A 17,248-nucleotide genomic window follows, 5' to 3' on the forward strand; every position below is an offset into this window, starting at 1 on the left:
GCATTGCCATGGCGCGGGGGGGCAGATACCCTGCGGGCGACCTGTCATGGAGTATTGCCTTGCGCCTTTTCAATCGCCTGATCCATCCGATGTTGCTTGCGGCGGTGCTGGGGCTGCCCCTCGGGGCGGGCTGGGGCCTGGGCGCGGCGCGCGCTGATCTGGCGGGGCCCTATCTGGCCGCGCGCACGGCGACGCTGGACGGCGATTACCGCGAGGCGGCTAATTATTACGGCCAGGCGCTGTTGGGCGATCCGGGCAATGCTTTCTTGCAGGAATCCGAGCTGATCGCGCTGGTGGGCATGGATGACATGACCACCGCCAAGACCTTTGCCGCCACCATGGACATCAGCCGCGAAAAGGGCAGCCCGATTGCCGCGCTGGTGCAGATTGCCACCATGACCGAGGCGGGCGAGTTTGACGCGCTGCAAAAACGCGTGGCCGAGGGGATCAACGGCGGCACCCTGCTCGATGGGCTGGTGCAGGGCTGGGCCTATTACGGAATGGGGCAGATGTCCGAGGCGCGTGCCGCCTTTGACGCCCTGGCCAAGCAAGACCCGACGATGGCGGTGTTTGGTGCGTATCACAAGGCGCTGGCGCTGGCCGCCGTGGGGGATTTCGAGACGGCGGACAAGATCTTTGCCGGGGATGCAGGTGTTGAGCTGCGCCCGACCCGGCGCGGGGTCATTGCCCATGCCCAGATCCTGTCGCAGCTTGAGCGCGACGCGGATGCGATGGCCCTGATCGACAAGGTCTTTGGCCCCGAGCTCGACCCGGCGCTGGCGGGCTTGCGGGCGGATCTGGCGGCGGGAAAAACCGTGCCGTTTACCGCCGTCACCTCGCCCGCAGACGGAATGTCCGAGGTGTTCTTCACCCTCGCTTCGGCTTTGTCGAATGAATTGCCGGAGGCGATCACCCTCGTTTATGCGCGGCTGGCGGTGGATCTGCGCCCGGACCACATCGACGCGTTGTTGCTCACGGCCAGTCTGCTGGATCAGCAGCGCCAGTTTGACCTCTCGACGGCGGTCTATGCCAAGGTGCCGCAAGATGACCCCTCGTTCACCGCGGCCGAACTGGGGCGCGCGAATGCGTTGGGGCAGGCGGGCAAGGTGGATGCCAAGATCGAAGTGCTGACCGCGCTGACCCGCGCCAGGCCTGATCTGGTCGCCATCTGGGTTGAGCTTGGCGATGCGCAGCGCCAGTTGGAGCGGTACAAGGAAGCGCTGGCGGCCTATGACAAGGCGGTCAGCCTGTTGGGCGATCCCGCGCCGGAGCAATGGTTTGTCTATTTCGCGCGGGGCATCGCCGAGGAGCGGCTCAAGCAATGGGACAATGCGGAGAAGGATTTCCGTCTGGCGCTGAAGCTGAACCCGGATCAGCCGCAGGTGCTGAACTACCTCGGGTATTCTTTTGTCGAGCGGGGGCAGAACCTCGATGAGGCGCTGGACATGATCCAGCGTGCCGCCACGGCGCAGCCCGAGGCGGGCTATATCCTCGACAGTCTGGGCTGGGCCGAATTCCGGCTGGGGCGCTATGCCGATGCCGTGGGCAATATGGAAAAGGCGATTGAGCAGATGCCGGTGGATTCGCTGGTGAACGATCACCTGGGCGATGTCTATTGGGCGGTGGGCCGCAAGCGCGAGGCCGAATTCCAGTGGCGCCGCGCGCTTTCCTTTGGCCCCGAGACCGAAGCCGATGCCGCCCGGATCCGGGCCAAGCTGGAAAAGGGCCTCGATCAGGTGCTGATCGACGAAAAGCAGCCGCCGTTGAAATCAACCGATGCTGATTGAGCGCCTTGCCCCCGCCAAGGTCAATCTGACGCTGCATGTCACCGGGCGGCGGGCGGATGGCTATCACCTGCTCGACAGTCTGGTGGTCTTCACCGAACTGGGGGACCGGCTGCATTTTGCGGCGGGGCCGGGGCTGAGCCTGAGCGTGGAGGGGCCGATGGCCTCGGGTGTGCCGGAGAGCGAGGAAAACCTTGTTCTCAAGGCGGCGCGGCTGCTCGGCGGCGGCAATGCGGCGATCCGGCTTGAAAAGCACCTGCCGCATGCGGCGGGGCTTGGTGGCGGCTCTTCGGATGCGGCGGCGGCGCTGAGCGGTCTGGCGGCGTTGTGGCAGCGGAGCCTGCCGCTCACCTCGATGGTGATGAAGCTGGGGGCCGATGTTCCGGTCTGCCTCAAGCCGGGGGTCAAGCGGATGCAGGGTGTGGGGGAAGTGATCACCCCGCTGCCGTCGCTGCCGCCGCTGTGGTTGGTGTTGGTCAATCCCGGGGTGATGGTGCCGACGCCTGCGGTGTTCGCGGCGTTGACCGAAAAAGACGGTGCGCCGATGCCGGATACCCTGCCGACGTTCGGGGATGTCGCGGATCTGGTGGGTTTTTTGCAGCACTGTCGCAATGACCTTGAGGCCCCGGCGCTGACGGTGGCGCCGGTGGTCGGGCGGGTGCTTGCGGCATTGGCGGCGCAACCGGGCTGCGCTGTGGCGCGGATGTCAGGCTCTGGCGCCACCTGTTTCGGGCTGTTCGCGCGGCGCGACGCGGCCAAAGAGGCCGCCCGCGTGCTCTGGGCTGCCGAGCCCGGTTGGTGGGTGAAAGAGACCGGGCTTCTGGCCCGCTGACCCCGCCGCCGCGCAGCAGTGCTGGAATGTGCGGTTTGGCAGAGGCCGGGTTTCGCGGCCCGGCTGTGCTTTCGCCAGGGCGGCAGCGGATCAGTTGATCCGTGCCACCACATAGGACGCGAGATCCGCCAGCATCTGCCGCATCGGCAGGTCGGGCAATGCGTCCAGCGCCGAGACAGCGCGATCGGCCCAGAGGGTGGCTTCGGCGCGGGTCGCCTCCAGCGTGCCGTATTTGGCCAACAGCGCCATCGCCTGCTCAAGGTCGCCGTCGCCTTGCTGACCCTTTTCGATGGTGCGCTGCCAAAAGGCGCGCTCGGTCGCATCGGCCTGCGCCACAGCCTTGATGACCGGCAGCGTCAGTTTGCGCTCGCGGAAATCATCGCCGGGGTTCTTGCCGATCGTCGCCAGCGTCCCGGCATAGTCGAGGTAGTCGTCCACCATCTGGAAGGCGATTCCCAAAGCGTCGCCATAGGCATAGAGCGCCTTGACCTGCTCGGTGGGCGCGCTCGCGATGACGCCGCCCACTTCGGTGGCCGCCGAGAAGAGCGCCGCCGTCTTGCCGCGCACCACCTTGAGATAAACCGCTTCATCCGTGGCCAGATCCTGTGCGGCGGTCAGCTGCAGCACCTCGCCCTCGGCGATGGTGGCCGAAGCATTGGCCAGAATCTCCAGCACCCGCATGTTGTTGGCTTCGGTCATCAGCTGGAAGGCGCGGGCAAAGAGGTAATCGCCCACCAGCACGCTGGATTTATTGTCCCAAAGCAGGTTGGCGGTGGGGCGGCCCCGCCGCTGCGCGCTCTCATCCACCACATCGTCATGCAAGAGGGTGGCGGTGTGGATGAACTCCACCGTGGCCGCCAGATGGATGTGATAGGGGCCCGCATAATCGCACAGCCGCGCGGCGGCGAGGGTGAGCATCGGCCGCAGCCGCTTGCCGCCTGCCTCGATCAGATGCGCGGTCACTTCGGGAATGCGCGGCGCATGTTCCGAGGCCATGCGGTCGCGGATGAGGGCGTTCACCGCCGCCATGTCATCGGCCAGTGCCATCGCCAGCAGATCGTGCGGTTTTTGTGCCTTGTCATCCAGCGACATTGCCATTCCCTCTTCTCGCTCCACGGTCTCGACAGGGCCGATGCTTGCCCGTAAGCCTTGGCCTATGAAAGAGCTTTTTCGCAGCACGGACCCGGTGAAGATCGCCATCGCCACAGCCCTTCTTGAGGGCGAGGGTATAGCGACCTTTCAGATGGACGTCCATATGAGCGTACTCGAAGGCGGCATTGGCATATTGCCGCGCCGGGTGATGGTGCGCGACACTGAATTGTTCATGGCCCGCGCAGTCTTGCGCGATGCCGATATAGCGACGGATTGAATGTTCACGCCGCAGGATCTGACGCAGGACGGGTTTCTGGGCGGGCAGCTGACCATCGCCCAGCCCCGGCATGGCTACCGCGCCGCGATGGACCCGGTGCTCTTGGCGGCGGCCTGTCCGGCGCGGGCGGGGCAATCGGTGCTGGAGCTGGGCTGCGGGGCGGGGGTGGCCAGCCTCTGTCTGGGGCGCCGGGTGCCGGGGCTGCGGCTGGCGGGGCTGGAGCGTCAGGGCGATTATGCGGCGCTGGCGCGGGGGAATGCCGTGGCGAACGCCATCCCCTTTGAGGTGTTCGAGGGGGATCTGCGGCACCCGCCCGCCGCGTTGCGGGCGCAGAGCTTTAATCATGTGATCGCCAATCCGCCCTATTTCACCGCGCAGGGCGGCACAGCCGCCGCGGACCCGGGGCGCGAGGCCGCGCAGCGCGAGGAAACCACTCAGGCGGATTGGGTGACGGCGGCGCTGAAACGGCTGCATCCGGGGGGCTATGTGACGCTGATCCAGAATGCCGACCGGCTGCCGGATCTGATCGTGGCTTTGGCCGGACGGGCGGGGGGAATCACTGTCTTGCCGCTCGCGCCGCGGCAGGGGCGTGCCGCCGGGCGGGTGATTGTGCAGGCCCGCAAAGGCGCCAGATCGCCCTTCCGGCTGCTGGCGCCCTTCGTGCTGCATGCCGCGCCGCATCATGGCAGCGATGGTGAAGATCTCAACCCCGCAGCGGTCACGATCTTGCGTCACGGCGGTTCATTGCTGCTTGGTAATTGATTTTTTAGCAATGTTTCGCAAAGCCGTCATATTCTGGTGAAATTAACTTCTCGGCGCGTGACACGACTCGGGTTTTGTGATGGAATCAAGACATGTTCACGGTAGAGGAGACGGCCATGTCGTTGAGTTCACACCTTCAGGAACTGCGGAGAAAGCACCAGCATCTTTCGGATGCGGTGGAGCGGGCACAGCGAAGCCCCGCGACGCCAGCTCTCGACATCGCTGAGATGAAAAAGCAGAAACTTCGCATCAAGGAAGAGATTTCGAGGCTGTCTACCAGCTAAGCGCAGAGCCGGAGAGATCCGGCTGCGTCAGGGCTGCCCGCTTGTCGTTTGCGGCGGGTATGCCCTACCGGCGGCTGGCTTTTGCAGCCAGCGCCGCGCCTGCAGCAATCAGCACCGCTGCCGCTACGATAACGGTATTGGCACGTGCAGCACCGGCTGCAATCAAGGCAAGAGTGGACAGAAGCGGTGCGGCATAGGAAGCCGTGCCCAGAAGCTGAATATCACCGCGCTTCACCCCAATGTCCCATGTGTAAAAGGCCAGGCCCACCGGGCCGAGGCCGAGAGCAATGACGGCTGCCCATCCCATCGGTCCCACGGGCCAGAGGCTGGGCTCCAGCGCGAGATGCGCGGCAGCCGAGAGGGCTGCCGTCGCCAGGCAATAGACCGCTACTGCCGCGGTGGGCACCCTGCCAAGTCGGCGTGAGCCCAGCGAATAGGCGGACCAGGTCAGAGCACAGAGAAAGGCAAGCCCATAGCCGGGCAGTGCCGAGCCTGAGGGCCCGGTGCTGCCCGTGTTGGCGTTGCTGACGACGATCATCGCGGCCCCGGCAAAGGCCATCAGCGCGCCGATGATGTGCAACCGGCCCAGATGCTCGCCGGGCAGAAACCCCGAGAAAAGCACGATGAGCAGGGGCCAGAGATAGGCGATCAGCCCGGCTTCGGCGGGAGGCGCCATGCGCAGGGCCGAGAAATACAGGAAATGATAGCCAAAAAGCCCGGCGGTGCCGAAGGCATAAACCTTCCAGCTGACATCGCGCAACTCGCGCAGATTGCCGCTGAGCGCCACCCAGACCAGCCCCAGAAGGCCGCCGATTCCGAAAGTCAGCGCGTTCAGCAACAGGGGCGGCACCGGCGCGGAGCCGACGGTGAACAATGCCAGGAGCGACCACAGGGCAACCGCCGAAAAACCAATGAGCGTCGCGCGCCGGGTGGCGGTGCGTGCGGCAGCGGTGATCGTTTCGGGCGCGGTGTCGGTCATCGGTGTCTCCCAAAGCAAAGGCCCGCAACCTGCGGGCCTTTGGACGTCGTGCGGAAATTTCGCGTCGCGCGCAAGGGCTCAGACGAAATATTGCCCGCCGTTGGCGGTGATCGTGGCGCCGGTGATGAAGCCCGCATCCTCTGCCGCAAGGAAGACCACGCAGCGCGCAATCTCTTCCGGTTCGCCCAGGCGGCCGACCGGGATCTGCGGGATGATCCGCTCATTCAGCACCTTCTCGTCGATGGCGCGGACCATTTCGGTGCCAATATAGCCCGGGCAGATCGCGTTGACGGTGATGCCCGCGCGCGCGCCTTCTTGCGCCAGCGCCTTGGTAAAGCCGAGATCGCCCGCTTTCGCCGCGGAGTAGTTGGCCTGACCCGCCTGACCCTTCTGCCCGTTGATCGAGGAGATGTTGATCACGCGGCCAAACTTGCGGTCGCGCATGCCGGTCCAGAGCGGATGCGTCATGTTGAACAGGCCAGAGAGGTTGGTGTCCATCACCTCTTTCCACTGGCCCGGGGTCATCTTGTGGAACATGGCGTCGCGGGTGATGCCCGCATTGTTCACCAGCACATCGATCGGCCCCAGATCTTCGGCCACTTTCGCCACGCCCGCGGCGCAGGCGTCATAATCGGCCACCGACCATTTGTAGGTGGGAATACCGGTTTCGGCGGTAAACGCCGCCGCGGCCTCGTCATTGCCCGCGTAATTCGCGGCCACTTTATAGCCCGCGGCTTTCAACGCGATCGAGATCGCTGCGCCAATGCCGCGCGAGCCACCGGTGACGAGTGCTACCCTGGACATGATTCCTCCTTAGCCAGACTTCTTTGAAACAGTGTTACTTAAATGAATTGAGGCGCGCAACAATATTGCGCGCCCGTTTGCAGCTGCAGCAATTACAGCCCTTCGAGGCACATGGCAACGCCCATGCCGCCGCCGATGCACAACGTCGCGAGACCCTTTTTCGCGCCCGACCGCTTCATCTCGAACACCAGGGTGTTCAGGATGCGGCAGCCCGAGGCACCGATCGGGTGACCAATGGCGATGGCGCCGCCGTTGACGTTCACCTTCGACACGTCCCAGCCCATTTCCTTGTTCACCGCGCCCGCCTGTGCGGCAAAGGCTTCGTTCGCCTCGATCAGGTCAAGGTCAGCGGCTTTCCAGCCAGCCTTTTCCAACGCCTTGCGGCTCGACGGGATCGGGCCGCAGCCCATGATCGACGGGTCAACCCCGGCGGTGGCATAAGAGGCGATGCGGGCCATTGGGGTCAGGCCGCGGCGTTGCGCCTCTTCCTCGGTCATCAAAAGCACGGCGGCAGCGCCGTCGTTCAGGCCCGAGGCATTGGCGGCGGTGACCGTACCGTCTTTGGTGAAGGCCGGTTTCAGCTTTTGCATCGATTCCAGCGTGGCGCCGTGTCGGATGTATTCATCGGCATCAACGACGATGTCTCCCTTGCGGGTTTTCACGATGAATGCGGTGATCTCATCGGTGAATTTACCGGCCTTTTGCGCGGCTTCGGCCTTGTTTTGGCTGCCGAGGGCAAAGACGTCCTGCTCTTCGCGGCTGATGCCGAATTTTGCGGCGACGTTCTCGGCGGTCTGGCCCATGTGGTAGCCGTTGAACGCGTCCCAGAGGCCGTCCTTGATCATCGAGTCGGTCATCTTCATGTCGCCCATCTTGGTCCCGGCACGCAGATGCGCGACGTGGTTCGAGAGGGACATGCTTTCCTGACCGCCCGCGATGACGATGGCCGCATCGCCGAGCATGATGTGCTGGGCGCCGAGCGCCACGGCGCGCAGGCCTGAGCCGCAGACCTGATTGATGCCCCAGGCAGCGGCCTCAATCGGCAGACCAGCGTTGATATGCGCCTGACGGGCCGGGTTTTGGCCTTGGCCCGCGGTCAGTACCTGACCGAGGATGGTTTCCGAAACTTCAGCTTTGTCGATGCCCGCACGGGTCACAACGGCGTCGAGGACGGTTGCACCCAGCTCATGCGCCGGGGTGTTGGCGAAGGCGCCGTTGAAGCTGCCGACGGCCGTGCGTGCGGCCGAGACGATAACGATATTGGTCATGTGGGTCCTCTCCCCTATCTGCGGATCCGGGCGCCGAAACCCCCGTCTTCATCGTGCAGAATGACCAATGGAGAGGGCAGGTCAAGCGCAATGCTGCCGCAGGGGCAGGTGCTGCGCGCATTGCCGCGCAATTTTCTTGCGTGACGAAAGTATGAAGATGAAAAGGGCCTGTGCGGCTGGCACAGGCCCTAAAAGAGGTATCAGGCGCGCATCTTTCGCGCGGGCGGGGTTTTCCACGGTGGCATGATCGTCGGCGCACCGAAATAATAGCCCTGCATACAGTCGATCCCCATGCCCATCAGGAATTCGGCGTCGCGGGCGTTCTCAACGCATTCGGCCACGGTAAACATGTCAAACTGCCGCGCGATGGTCACCAGCGCCTGCGTCAGTACCTGATTGTCGGCGCTGTCGGCGATGCCTTTGATGAACTGGCCGTCGATCTTGATGATGTCGAAGTAAAACTCGCGCAGGTAGCGGAACGAGGTGTAGCCCGCGCCGAAATCATCCAGCGCAAAGGACACGCCGCGCGCCTGCAAATCCTGCATGAAGACGGTGACCAGTTCGGGCACGGCCATCGCCGAGCTTTCCGTGATCTCCAGAATCAGCCGCTCGGCCGCGGTTTCGTCGATGGCGAGGCCCTTGTTCAGCGCTTTCATCCAGGCCGGATAGCCGATGGAGCGTGCCGACATGTTGATCGAAAGGCGCAAAGACGGGTCTTCGGACAGCGCAATCAGCCCCATTTCCAGCGCGAGGCAGTCAATCTGGCGTCCCATTTCCGTATTCTCAACGGTTTCAATGAAATCCTTGGCCGGAATGATGCGGCCGGTTTCATCAAGGAGGCGGATCAACCCTTCGTAGAAGGCCGGGCGGTCGGGCCGCGTGGCCTGAACGATGGGCTGGAAGGCCAGCACCACGTCGCGGCGGTCGATGGCGGCGCGCACCATGCCCATGGTTTCGCGGTCGCGTTGCGTCACCGCGAAATCCAGCGGGCTTGCCAGCCCTGGCTCGATCAGCCCTTTTGAGAATTCGTGTCTGGACATGGGTCTCTCCTTCACTTGGCCCCAATTTGGACAAAAGCAGCTAAGAAGGAGTAAACCTTTGGATTTTAACCAATTTTGATGAAAGACTGCGAGGTGGTCTATCTTGTTGAAATTGCTGCGCCCCATCAAAAGTATGGCGCTTCCCCCTCGCATGGCGCGCCAAAAACGTCTTAACACCTGAGGCAAATCCTTTGGGGTGGCGCGAATCTTCTGCGCCGACCTGCGGGCCGCCGATCAGTCGCCCATCACTGCGCGAATGACAGCTTCTGCCTCGGGGCCATCCCATGCCGCATCACCGATCAGTCGCGCCACTTCGCGCCCCTCGCGGTCAAAGAGTACGCTGACCGGCAGGCCAAGAACGCCCATCTGCCGCGCGAGGCTTTGGCGTTCGTCGCGCAGCACCGGCAGCCCCTCGACCCCGGCTTCGGCAAAGAACTTCTGGATCGCGGGTTCCGGGTTGCGGCCCGAGGCCACGGTGACCACGCTGAAATCATCGCCCCCCAGCCGCGATTGCAGCGCCGCCAGCGCGGGCATCTCCTTGCGGCAGGGCGCACACCAAGTGGCCCAGAAGTTCACCAGCACCACTTTCCCCTGATAATCGGCCAGGCGGGCATTGCCGCCGCTCAGCATCGGCAGCTCAACCTCCAGCACGTTTTCCGGCTGCGCGGGCGCCTCGGCGATCACCAGCTTGTTCATCGCGCCGCTGCGCAGCGGCGTCAGGTCGGCGGCCATGGCGGGGATCGCCGTGAGATTTGCACAGAGGCCAAGGGCCGTATAAAGAGCGAGTGCAGATAAGCGAACCATATTGCCTCCGGGAAGGGCCCAAGATGACCGACAGCGCCAAGGATACCGTCTCCTCCAACCAGATGTGGGGAGGGCGCTTTGCCGCCGGGCCGGATGCGATCATGGAGGCGATCAATGCCTCGATCGGGTTCGACCAGCGGCTCTATGCGCAAGATATCGCGGGCAGCCGGGCCCATGCGGCGATGCTTGCCGCACAGGGTATCATCACCAGTAACGATGCCGAGGCGATCCGGGAAGGCCTGCTCACGGTCTTGTCAGAGATCGAGGCGGGGAAATTCCCGTTCCGCACCGCGCTGGAAGACATTCACATGAATGTCGAGGCGCGCCTGAAGGAAATCATCGGCGAACCGGCGGGGCGTCTGCACACCGCGCGGTCGCGCAATGATCAGGTGGCGACCGATTTCCGCCTCTGGGTGCGCGATCAATGCGATGCGGCGCAGAGCTCGATCACCGCGCTGATTCAGGCGCTTCTGGTGCAGGCCGAGGCGGGGGCCGATTGGGTGATGCCGGGCTTTACCCATCTGCAAACCGCGCAGCCGGTGACCTGGGGCCACCATATGATGGCCTATGTCGAGATGCTGGGCCGCGACCTCTCGCGCTTTGCCGATGCCCGGGCGCGGATGAACGAAAGCCCGTTGGGTGCCGCCGCCCTTGCCGGGACCTCATTCCCGATTGACCGGCACATGACCGCCAAGGCACTGGGTTTTGACCGCCCGGCCGCCAACAGCCTTGATGCCGTGGCCGACCGCGATTTCGCGCTCGAATTCCTTGCCGCCTCCTCGATCTGCGCCATGCATCTGTCGCGTCTGGCGGAAGAGCTGGTGATCTGGTCCTCGGCTCAGTTCCGTTTTGTGGCGATGTCGGACAAATGGTCCACCGGCTCCTCGATCATGCCGCAAAAGCGCAACCCGGATGCGGCCGAGCTGATCCGTGCCAAGATCGGCCGGGTGCTGGGGGCGACCGTGGCGCTCTTTACCATCATGAAGGGCCTGCCGATGACCTATTCCAAGGACATGCAGGAAGACAAAGAGCAGACCTTTGACGCCGCCGACACACTGATGCTGGCGCTGGCGGCGATGACCGGGATGATCTCGGATCTGACGGTCAACCGCGACAAGCTGGCGGCCTCGGCGGCCAGCGGCTTCTCGACCGCGACGGATCTGGCCGATTGGCTGGTGCGTGAGCTGGGTCTGCCCTTCCGCGATGCGCATCATGTCACCGGCACTTTGGTGGCGGCGGCCGAGGCGAAGGGCTGCGATCTGCCCGAGCTGACCCTGGCCGAGATGCAGGCGGTGCATCCGGGGATCACCCAGGCGGTGTTTGATGTGTTGGGGGTTCACAATTCGGTTGCCTCGCGTCAAAGCTATGGCGGTACCGCGCCCGAACAGGTGCGCGCGCAAGTGGCCCGCTGGAAAGCCAAACTCTGAGATCCGGCGCGCCCCCGGTATCGCCGGGGGCCTTTGTGCCGATGACCGCGTATCTTGTTGAATCTGTACCCTGAAAAACGCCTGCTCCAGATAGCTGCGCCCCCGATGTCTGCCAACCCAGAGTCCTGCCCCCAAGGAGTGCCCGATGAAATGTCTCGTTCCTCTGGTTTTGCTGCTGGCTTCCTGCGCCCAGCCGCGGGCCAATGCCAATGTCCGGGTGACGCCAGAGGGGGTGCGGGTGGTTCCCTCACTCTCGGGCAGTCTCGGCGGCGTTGGCATCCGGGTGACACCATGATCCGCCCGGCATTTCTGCTCGGCCTGTTGGCGCTGGCCGCCTGCGGCGTCGATGGCGCACCGCAGCCCCCCGCCGCCAAAACCACCCCGCCGCCGGGCCTGAGCATCTCGGGTGAGGCGCGGGTGGGCGTGGTGAGCCGTCTGTGATGCCCTCGCCGCTGCGCCTGTGCTATCTGACATTGGCGGTGCTGGGCGCGGTCCTGCCGATGCGGCAGTTTCTGGCGCATCTGAGCGCGAACGACTGGAGCCTCCCGGCGCTGGCCTCGGGCTGGATGGCCAACCGGGCGGCCACGGGGCTCGCCTATGATCTGATGATTGCGGCGCTGGTCCTGACGGTATGGATCCTTGCCGAAACCCGGGTGCGCCGGAACTGGAGCGCGCTTTGGGCGATCCCCGCCACCTTTTTCATTGGCGTCGCCTGCGGGCTGCCGCTCTACCTTTTCCTGCGAACCCGCAAGGTGATCTGATGGACCATTTCCTCTATAAAAACGGTGTGTTGCATGCCGAAGACGTCTCGGTTGCCGAGATTGCGGCCAGCGTCGGCACGCCGTTCTACGTCTATTCCACGGCCACGCTGACCCGGCATTTCCGCCTGTTTCAGGAGGCACTGGCGGGCATGGATCACATGATCTGTTTCGCGGTGAAATCCAACGGCAACCTCGCGGTGCTGAAGGTGCTGGGCGATCTCGGGGCCGGGATGGATGTGGTGTCGGGCGGCGAATACCGCCGGGCGAAAGCGGCGCGCGTGCCGGGCGAGCGCATCGTGTTCTCCGGCGTCGGCAAAACCCGCGAAGAAATGGCGCTGGTGCTGGAAGGCGGCATCCGTCAGTTCAACGTGGAATCCGAGCCGGAACTGCGGGCCCTCTCCGAGGTGGCCAGCCGTCTGGGTAAGGTGGCGCCGATCGCGATCCGGGTGAACCCGGATGTGGATGCCAAGACGCATGAGAAAATCGCCACCGGCAAATCCGAGAATAAATTCGGCATTCCCATCGCCAAGGCCCGCGCGGTCTATGCCGAGGCGGCCAGCCTGCCCGGCATCGATGTGGTGGGGATTGATGTGCATATCGGCAGCCAGCTGACCGATCTGGAACCCTTCCGCGCCGCCTATCTGAAGGTGGCGGATCTCTACGCCGATCTGCGCGCCGATGGCCATGATATCCGCCGCCTCGATCTCGGTGGCGGTCTGGGCATTCCCTACACCCGCTCGAACGAGGCGCCGCCCTTGCCGATGGAATATGGTCAGGTGATCCGCGAAACCGTCGGGCATCTGGGCTGTGAGATCGAAATCGAGCCGGGGCGGCTGATCTCGGGCAATGCGGGGATTCTGGTCTCTTCGGTGATCTATCTGAAAGAGGGGGAGGGGCGCGATTTCCTGATCCTCGATGCGGCGATGAACGATCTGGTGCGCCCCTCGATGTACGGCGCGCATCACGATATCATCCCGGTGCAGGAGGCCGAGGCCGCCAGCACCGCGCAGCCCTATGACGTGGTGGGGCCGGTCTGCGAAACGGGCGATACCTTTGCCAAGGCACGCGCTTTGCCCACGCTGACCGACGGCGATCTGGTCGCTTTCCGCTCGGCGGGGGCCTACGGCGCGGTGATGGCCTCGGAATACAACACCCGGCCGATGATCCCGGAAGTTCTGGTCCGCGGGGATCACTTCGCTGTCATCCGGGCGCGTCCGACCTATGAGGAAATCCTGGGGCGCGATAGCATTCCCGCATGGCTTTCCGCAGAATAACCGGGCAGTCTTCCGAAAACCGCCCCGTGCAAACGGGCCAAGACGAGGCGCATGACCCTGAATTCCGCCCCCGACCATCTCCCTGAGGGGGCGCCGCGCCCCGCTGCTTCCGTGCCGCATCCGGCATTGGCAAAGATCAGGGCTGCGCGGGGGCTGACGCAGGCGGGCATGGTGCTGGAGCGCGTTTTGCGCTGCTTCTGGCCGCTGTTCTGCTTTGTGGTGGCCGGCGTGGCGCTGGTTGCCTTCGGCGCGACCGAGGTTGATATGCTCTGGCTGCGCGGCGGGCTGGGGCTGGGCTGGCTGCTGACCATGGGCTTGGGCATCTGGTGGGGCGCGCGGCGCTTCCGCTGGCCGACCGAGGCCGAGGCTCTGGCGCGGCTGGATGCCGGATTGCCGGGGCGGCCGATTGCGGCGCTGAGCGATTCCATGGCCTTGGGCGGCGCGGATGCGGGCGCGCAGGCGCTCTGGGCCGCGCATCTGGCCCGCATGTCGGCACGGCTGGACGGTCTGCGCCCGGTGGCGCCGCAGCCCGATCTGCCGCGCCGCGATCCCTTTGCGCTGCGGCTTGTGGCGATGACGGCGCTGGTGATGGCGCTGGGCTTTGGCCTCTGGGGCCGTGCGCCGAGCGGCGTGGTGGTGCCGGGTGCGCCCGGGGGGGCGATACAGGCCAGCGGCCCCTCATGGGAGGGCTGGGCGGAGCCGCCGCATTACACCGGGCGGCCGGGCCTTTATCTCAATCCGCTGGGCGAGGTGCCGCTGGAAATTCCGGCGGGCACGCGGCTGACCTTCCGCCTTTATGGCGCGCCGGGCGAGATCGCGCTGAACGAATCCGTTTCAGAGCCAAAGTCCGCGCCGATTGCCGCGCCCGAGGCCCCCGCGGGGGCTGCCGCACCCGCGGCGCCGGAGGGGGTGCAATCCTTTGAATTCGTGGCGGAGCATACGGGGCAGGTGCGCATCTCCGGCGTGACAGGCCGCAATTTTGAGCTGATCGTTTTGCCCGACCGCGCGCCGCAGGTGGAGCCTTTGTCGCCCGCGACCCGGCGGGCGGATGGCAAGCTGTCGCAGAGTTTCCACGCGAGCGATGACTACGCCGTGACGGGCGGCACCGCGACGATCACCCTCGACATGGCGGCCGTTGACCGGCGCTTTGGTCTTGCGCTCGCGCCGGAGCCGCGTGAGCCTCTGGTGTTCGATCTGCCGCTGCCGCTCTCCGGCAACCGCGCGGATTTCTCGGAGGTTCTGGTCGAGGATGCTGCAATGCATCCCTGGGCCAATCTGCCGGTCAAGATCCAGCTCGAGGTCACCGATGGGCGCGGGCAGACCGGGCAATCGGCGCCTTTGTCGCTGGAGCTGCCGGGTAAGCGTTTCTTTGACCCGATCGCGGCGGCGGTGATCGAGATGCGGCGTGACCTTTTGTGGTCGGCGGCGAACGGGCCGCGGGTGGCGCAGATCCTGCATGCGGTGACCTATAGACCAGAGGGTTTCATGCGCAACGAGCGCGCCTGGCTCTTGCTGCGGGTGGCGATGCGGCGGCTGGATCAGGGGCTGACACTGGGGCCGCTGACGCCCGAATTGCGCGATGAATTGGCCGAGGCCTTCTGGAAAGTGGCGGAGCTGCTGGAGGATGGTGGTCTTTCGGATGCGCTGGCCGCGATGCAGCAGGCACAGGAGCGGCTGACCGAGGCGATGCGCAATGGCGCTTCGCCCGATGAGATCGCCAAGCTGATGCAGGATCTGAAGAAGGCCACCGATGATTACATCGCCATGCTGGCCGAACGTGGGCAGGAGCAGGACCCGGCGGATCGTTTCGCGCAAAACCAGCCGGATGCGCAGAGCATCACCGGCGATCAGATCCAGCAGATGATGGACGAGATCCAGAAGCTGATGGAAGAGGGCCGGATGGCCGAGGCGCAGGAGCTGCTCGATCAGCTGGCGCGGATGATGCAGAACCTGCAGGTCACCCAGGGGCAGGGCGGCCAAAGCGGCGGTCCGGGGCAGCAGGCGATGAAGGATCTGGGCGATACCTTGCGCCAGCAGCAGGATCTGTCAGATCAGGCCTTCCGTGATCTGCAGGACAATTTCAACCCCGGTGGCACCCCGCGCCGCAACAGCGACCCGGGTCCGCAGGGCGGGCAGGGCCTGAACAGCGAGCAGGGCCAGAACGACCAGCCGGGAGGTCCGCAGGCGCCCGGTGGGCAAGATGGCACCGGGCAGGACCGCTCGGGTCGAGAGGGGGCAGGCCGAGAGGGGGCGGACAGCCGCGATCTGGCCACCCGTCAGCGCGATCTGCGCCGCGAACTCGGCCGCCAGCAGGGGCTTTTGCCGCGCACCGGGTCCGAGGCGGATGACACCGCGCGCCAGCGTCTGGATGAGGCGGGCCGGGCAATGGAAGAGGCAGAGCAGGCCCTGCGCGATGGCGATAATGGTCAGGCGCTTGACCGGCAGGCCGATGCGATCGAGGCGCTGCGCGAGGGCATGCGCTCATTGGGCGAGGCATTGGCGCAGCAACAGGGGGGGCAGCGCGGCGATCAGAACGCGCAGGATCAGGCGCGCGCGGGCGGGCAGGGCGGCGACCGCGAGGTGCCGCGCGATCCCTTGGGACGCAATATGGGCCAAAGCGGCACGCAGGGGTCGGGCGAAAACCTGTTGCAGGGCGAAGATGTCTATCGCCGCGCGCGCGATCTCTTGGACGAAATCCGCCGCCGCTCGGGCGAACGGCTGCGCCCGGAAGCCGAGCTGGACTATCTGAAACGCCTGCTGGATCAGTTTTGACCGGGTGACAACCGTGCCAGTCCGACGGGGCCAGTCCGACGGGGTCAGGTGCCGCTGGCGCTGATCTGTTTCACCAGCAGCTGCACCTTTTGCTCCAGCCAGAGGCGCCCGACATCGACCATTGCATGATAGCGGGCCTCGGCCGGGGCGAGCTGCGGCACGGCGGCCGAGATCTGCGGACCAAAGAGGTAAAACACGGTGCCGGTCACCGCGATCATCGCCGCCATCGAAAAGCCAAAGCGGAAACCGGAGCGCCGGTGCGCCTCGGTCTGCGGCGCATCGCGGGCGGCAGGTTCGTGCTGGCGGTCCGAAGTGGCGCGCAGGGTCGAGTTGATCTCTTCGATGTCGGGCAGCAATTCGCGGCGGTGCTGCGGGACGGGCTCGTCCTCGGGCGGGGCGGTGGTCCCTTCCGGCGTGCCGCGCAGATGGGCGATGCTGTCGACACCCGCGGCGGCGAGTGCGCTGGCCATCGGCACGTCGCGGCCCTTTCCGGCGGGGGGCAGGTTGAACTCGGGCTCGCTGTCCAGCACGATGCCTTCTGCCCGGCGCGCGCGGGCCTCGCGCTCGGCCTCTTCGCGCAGGATGGCGAGCAGGCTGTCATCCAGCGCGCGGCGGGTTTGCTCGCTCTCCGAGCGCACAGGGGCAGGCGGTGGTGCCGGCGCCTCTGCGGCGGGCGCGGTGGCCCCGGCGGACGCGGGCGCCTCAGAAGGCGTGTCGGGCGACGCGTGGGGCTGGGGGGCTTCGGCACTGGCAGGCGCTGCTGCTGCGGTCGCGGCCTCGCGCTCCGCCGCGCCCTTGCGCGTCATCCGTCCCACCGGCTCGGCCGCGAGGGGCGAGGGTTCGTCCCATTCCTCTTCAAACGCGCCGGGGGCGCTGGCCTCGGCTTCGGCGGCCTCCCGCAGATAGCGGGCACTGGGCTGGAACCATGTCTGACCACAGTTCGAGCATTGCACATCGCGCCCGGCATCGGGGATGACGCTGTCGTCAACGTCATATTGAGCACTGCAATTGGGGCAAATCAGCCGCATCAAATTCCCACCCTGCCCTGCGTTGATGCCATTCTGGCATTTCTTCCAGACATGTTGTAG

18 protein-coding genes are annotated in these 17,248 nt (G+C 65.4%); 11 read left to right on the top strand and 7 right to left on the bottom strand.

The window, feature by feature from the left end:
• Nucleotides 1–59: 59 nt before the first annotated feature.
• Together ACEN2S_RS06550 and ACEN2S_RS06555 are read left to right on the top strand one after the other, a co-directional pair.
• The gene (locus ACEN2S_RS06550) at nucleotides 60–1,787 is read left to right on the top strand and encodes a tetratricopeptide repeat protein (protein WP_441863974.1); all 1,728 of its coding nucleotides are present in this window, start codon (nucleotides 60–62) and stop codon (nucleotides 1,785–1,787) included.
• Complete coding sequence (locus ACEN2S_RS06555) at nucleotides 1,780–2,616, top strand: 4-(cytidine 5'-diphospho)-2-C-methyl-D-erythritol kinase (protein ID WP_441864728.1); 837 nt, start codon at nucleotides 1,780–1,782, stop codon at nucleotides 2,614–2,616. Before ACEN2S_RS06550 ends, ACEN2S_RS06555 begins: the two co-directional genes overlap by 8 nt.
• A gap of 90 nt (nucleotides 2,617–2,706) precedes the next feature.
• Here the strand turns inward: ACEN2S_RS06555 and ACEN2S_RS06560 are convergent, their stop codons facing one another.
• Nucleotides 2,707–3,708, bottom strand: coding sequence for a polyprenyl synthetase family protein (locus tag ACEN2S_RS06560; RefSeq protein ID WP_441864731.1), 1,002 nt, complete (start codon nucleotides 3,706–3,708; stop codon nucleotides 2,707–2,709).
• 64 nt (nucleotides 3,709–3,772) lie between these two features.
• On the opposite strand from ACEN2S_RS06560, the gene ACEN2S_RS06565 reads away from it, so the two are divergent.
• The 3 genes from ACEN2S_RS06565 (at nucleotide 3,773) to ACEN2S_RS06575 (ending at nucleotide 5,031) form a co-directional block, all read left to right on the top strand.
• Nucleotides 3,773–3,985 carry a putative signal transducing protein gene (locus tag ACEN2S_RS06565; protein ID WP_441863977.1) on the top strand — a complete coding sequence of 71 codons (213 nt, stop codon included), beginning with the start codon at nucleotides 3,773–3,775 and terminating at the stop codon, nucleotides 3,983–3,985.
• On the top strand, nucleotides 3,986–4,747 hold the full coding sequence (locus ACEN2S_RS06570; RefSeq protein WP_441863980.1) for a tRNA1(Val) (adenine(37)-N6)-methyltransferase: 762 nt from the start codon (nucleotides 3,986–3,988) through the stop codon (nucleotides 4,745–4,747).
• A 116-nt stretch (nucleotides 4,748–4,863) separates the two neighbouring features.
• A complete protein-coding gene (locus tag ACEN2S_RS06575) occupies nucleotides 4,864–5,031 on the top strand; it encodes a YdcH family protein (protein WP_441864734.1) in 168 nt (55 codons plus the stop codon).
• Nucleotides 5,032–5,095: 64 nt separating this feature from the next.
• On the opposite strand, the gene yddG is transcribed toward ACEN2S_RS06575, so the two are convergent.
• From yddG to ACEN2S_RS06600, 5 genes are all read right to left on the bottom strand, one after another.
• On the bottom strand, nucleotides 5,096–6,010 hold the full coding sequence (yddG, locus tag ACEN2S_RS06580) for an aromatic amino acid exporter YddG (protein WP_441863983.1): 915 nt from the start codon (nucleotides 6,008–6,010) through the stop codon (nucleotides 5,096–5,098).
• 78 nt (nucleotides 6,011–6,088) lie between these two features.
• Nucleotides 6,089–6,814: an acetoacetyl-CoA reductase gene (phbB, locus tag ACEN2S_RS06585; RefSeq protein WP_441863986.1), complete on the bottom strand. Its 726-nt coding sequence runs from the start codon at nucleotides 6,812–6,814 to the stop codon at nucleotides 6,089–6,091.
• 92 nt (nucleotides 6,815–6,906) lie between these two features.
• The gene (locus tag ACEN2S_RS06590; protein WP_441863989.1) at nucleotides 6,907–8,082 is read right to left on the bottom strand and encodes an acetyl-CoA C-acetyltransferase; all 1,176 of its coding nucleotides are present in this window, start codon (nucleotides 8,080–8,082) and stop codon (nucleotides 6,907–6,909) included.
• A 200-nt stretch (nucleotides 8,083–8,282) separates the two neighbouring features.
• Nucleotides 8,283–9,122 (bottom strand): EAL domain-containing protein, encoded by an 840-nt coding sequence (locus tag ACEN2S_RS06595; protein ID WP_441863992.1) that lies wholly within the window; start codon nucleotides 9,120–9,122, stop codon nucleotides 8,283–8,285.
• Between the two features lie 234 nt (nucleotides 9,123–9,356).
• Entirely contained in the window at nucleotides 9,357–9,926 is a 570-nt protein-coding gene (locus tag ACEN2S_RS06600; protein ID WP_441863995.1) for a TlpA disulfide reductase family protein, read from the bottom strand.
• Nucleotides 9,927–9,949: 23 nt separating this feature from the next.
• Here ACEN2S_RS06600 and argH point away from each other — a divergent pair, with 23 nt between their 5' ends.
• From argH to ACEN2S_RS06630, 6 genes are all read left to right on the top strand, one after another.
• On the top strand, nucleotides 9,950–11,353 hold the full coding sequence (gene argH, locus ACEN2S_RS06605; protein WP_441863998.1) for an argininosuccinate lyase: 1,404 nt from the start codon (nucleotides 9,950–9,952) through the stop codon (nucleotides 11,351–11,353).
• Nucleotides 11,354–11,498: 145 nt separating this feature from the next.
• Nucleotides 11,499–11,648 carry a hypothetical protein gene (locus tag ACEN2S_RS06610; RefSeq protein WP_441864001.1) on the top strand — a complete coding sequence of 50 codons (150 nt, stop codon included), beginning with the start codon at nucleotides 11,499–11,501 and terminating at the stop codon, nucleotides 11,646–11,648.
• On the top strand, nucleotides 11,645–11,794 hold the full coding sequence (locus tag ACEN2S_RS06615) for an argininosuccinate lyase (RefSeq protein ID WP_441864004.1): 150 nt from the start codon (nucleotides 11,645–11,647) through the stop codon (nucleotides 11,792–11,794). Before ACEN2S_RS06610 ends, ACEN2S_RS06615 begins: the two co-directional genes overlap by 4 nt.
• Nucleotides 11,794–12,114, top strand: coding sequence for a DUF2834 domain-containing protein (locus ACEN2S_RS06620; RefSeq protein WP_441864006.1), 321 nt, complete (start codon nucleotides 11,794–11,796; stop codon nucleotides 12,112–12,114). The genes ACEN2S_RS06615 and ACEN2S_RS06620 overlap by 1 nt, the downstream gene beginning before the upstream one ends.
• Nucleotides 12,114–13,388: a diaminopimelate decarboxylase gene (gene lysA / locus ACEN2S_RS06625; RefSeq protein ID WP_441864009.1), complete on the top strand. Its 1,275-nt coding sequence runs from the start codon at nucleotides 12,114–12,116 to the stop codon at nucleotides 13,386–13,388. The genes ACEN2S_RS06620 and lysA overlap by 1 nt, the downstream gene beginning before the upstream one ends.
• Before the next feature lie 51 nt (nucleotides 13,389–13,439).
• Nucleotides 13,440–16,160 carry a TIGR02302 family protein gene (locus tag ACEN2S_RS06630; RefSeq protein WP_441864012.1) on the top strand — a complete coding sequence of 907 codons (2,721 nt, stop codon included), beginning with the start codon at nucleotides 13,440–13,442 and terminating at the stop codon, nucleotides 16,158–16,160.
• 44 nt (nucleotides 16,161–16,204) lie between these two features.
• Here ACEN2S_RS06630 and ACEN2S_RS06635 read toward each other — a convergent pair whose 3' ends face one another.
• The gene (locus ACEN2S_RS06635) at nucleotides 16,205–17,188 is read right to left on the bottom strand and encodes a zinc-ribbon domain-containing protein (protein WP_441864015.1); all 984 of its coding nucleotides are present in this window, start codon (nucleotides 17,186–17,188) and stop codon (nucleotides 16,205–16,207) included.
• Nucleotides 17,189–17,248: the final 60 nt, after the last annotated feature.

The sequence above is a fragment of the Phaeovulum sp. W22_SRMD_FR3 genome (genome assembly GCF_052113705.1).
In the GTDB taxonomy this organism is placed as follows: Bacteria; Pseudomonadota; Alphaproteobacteria; order Rhodobacterales; family Rhodobacteraceae; genus JBGQOG01.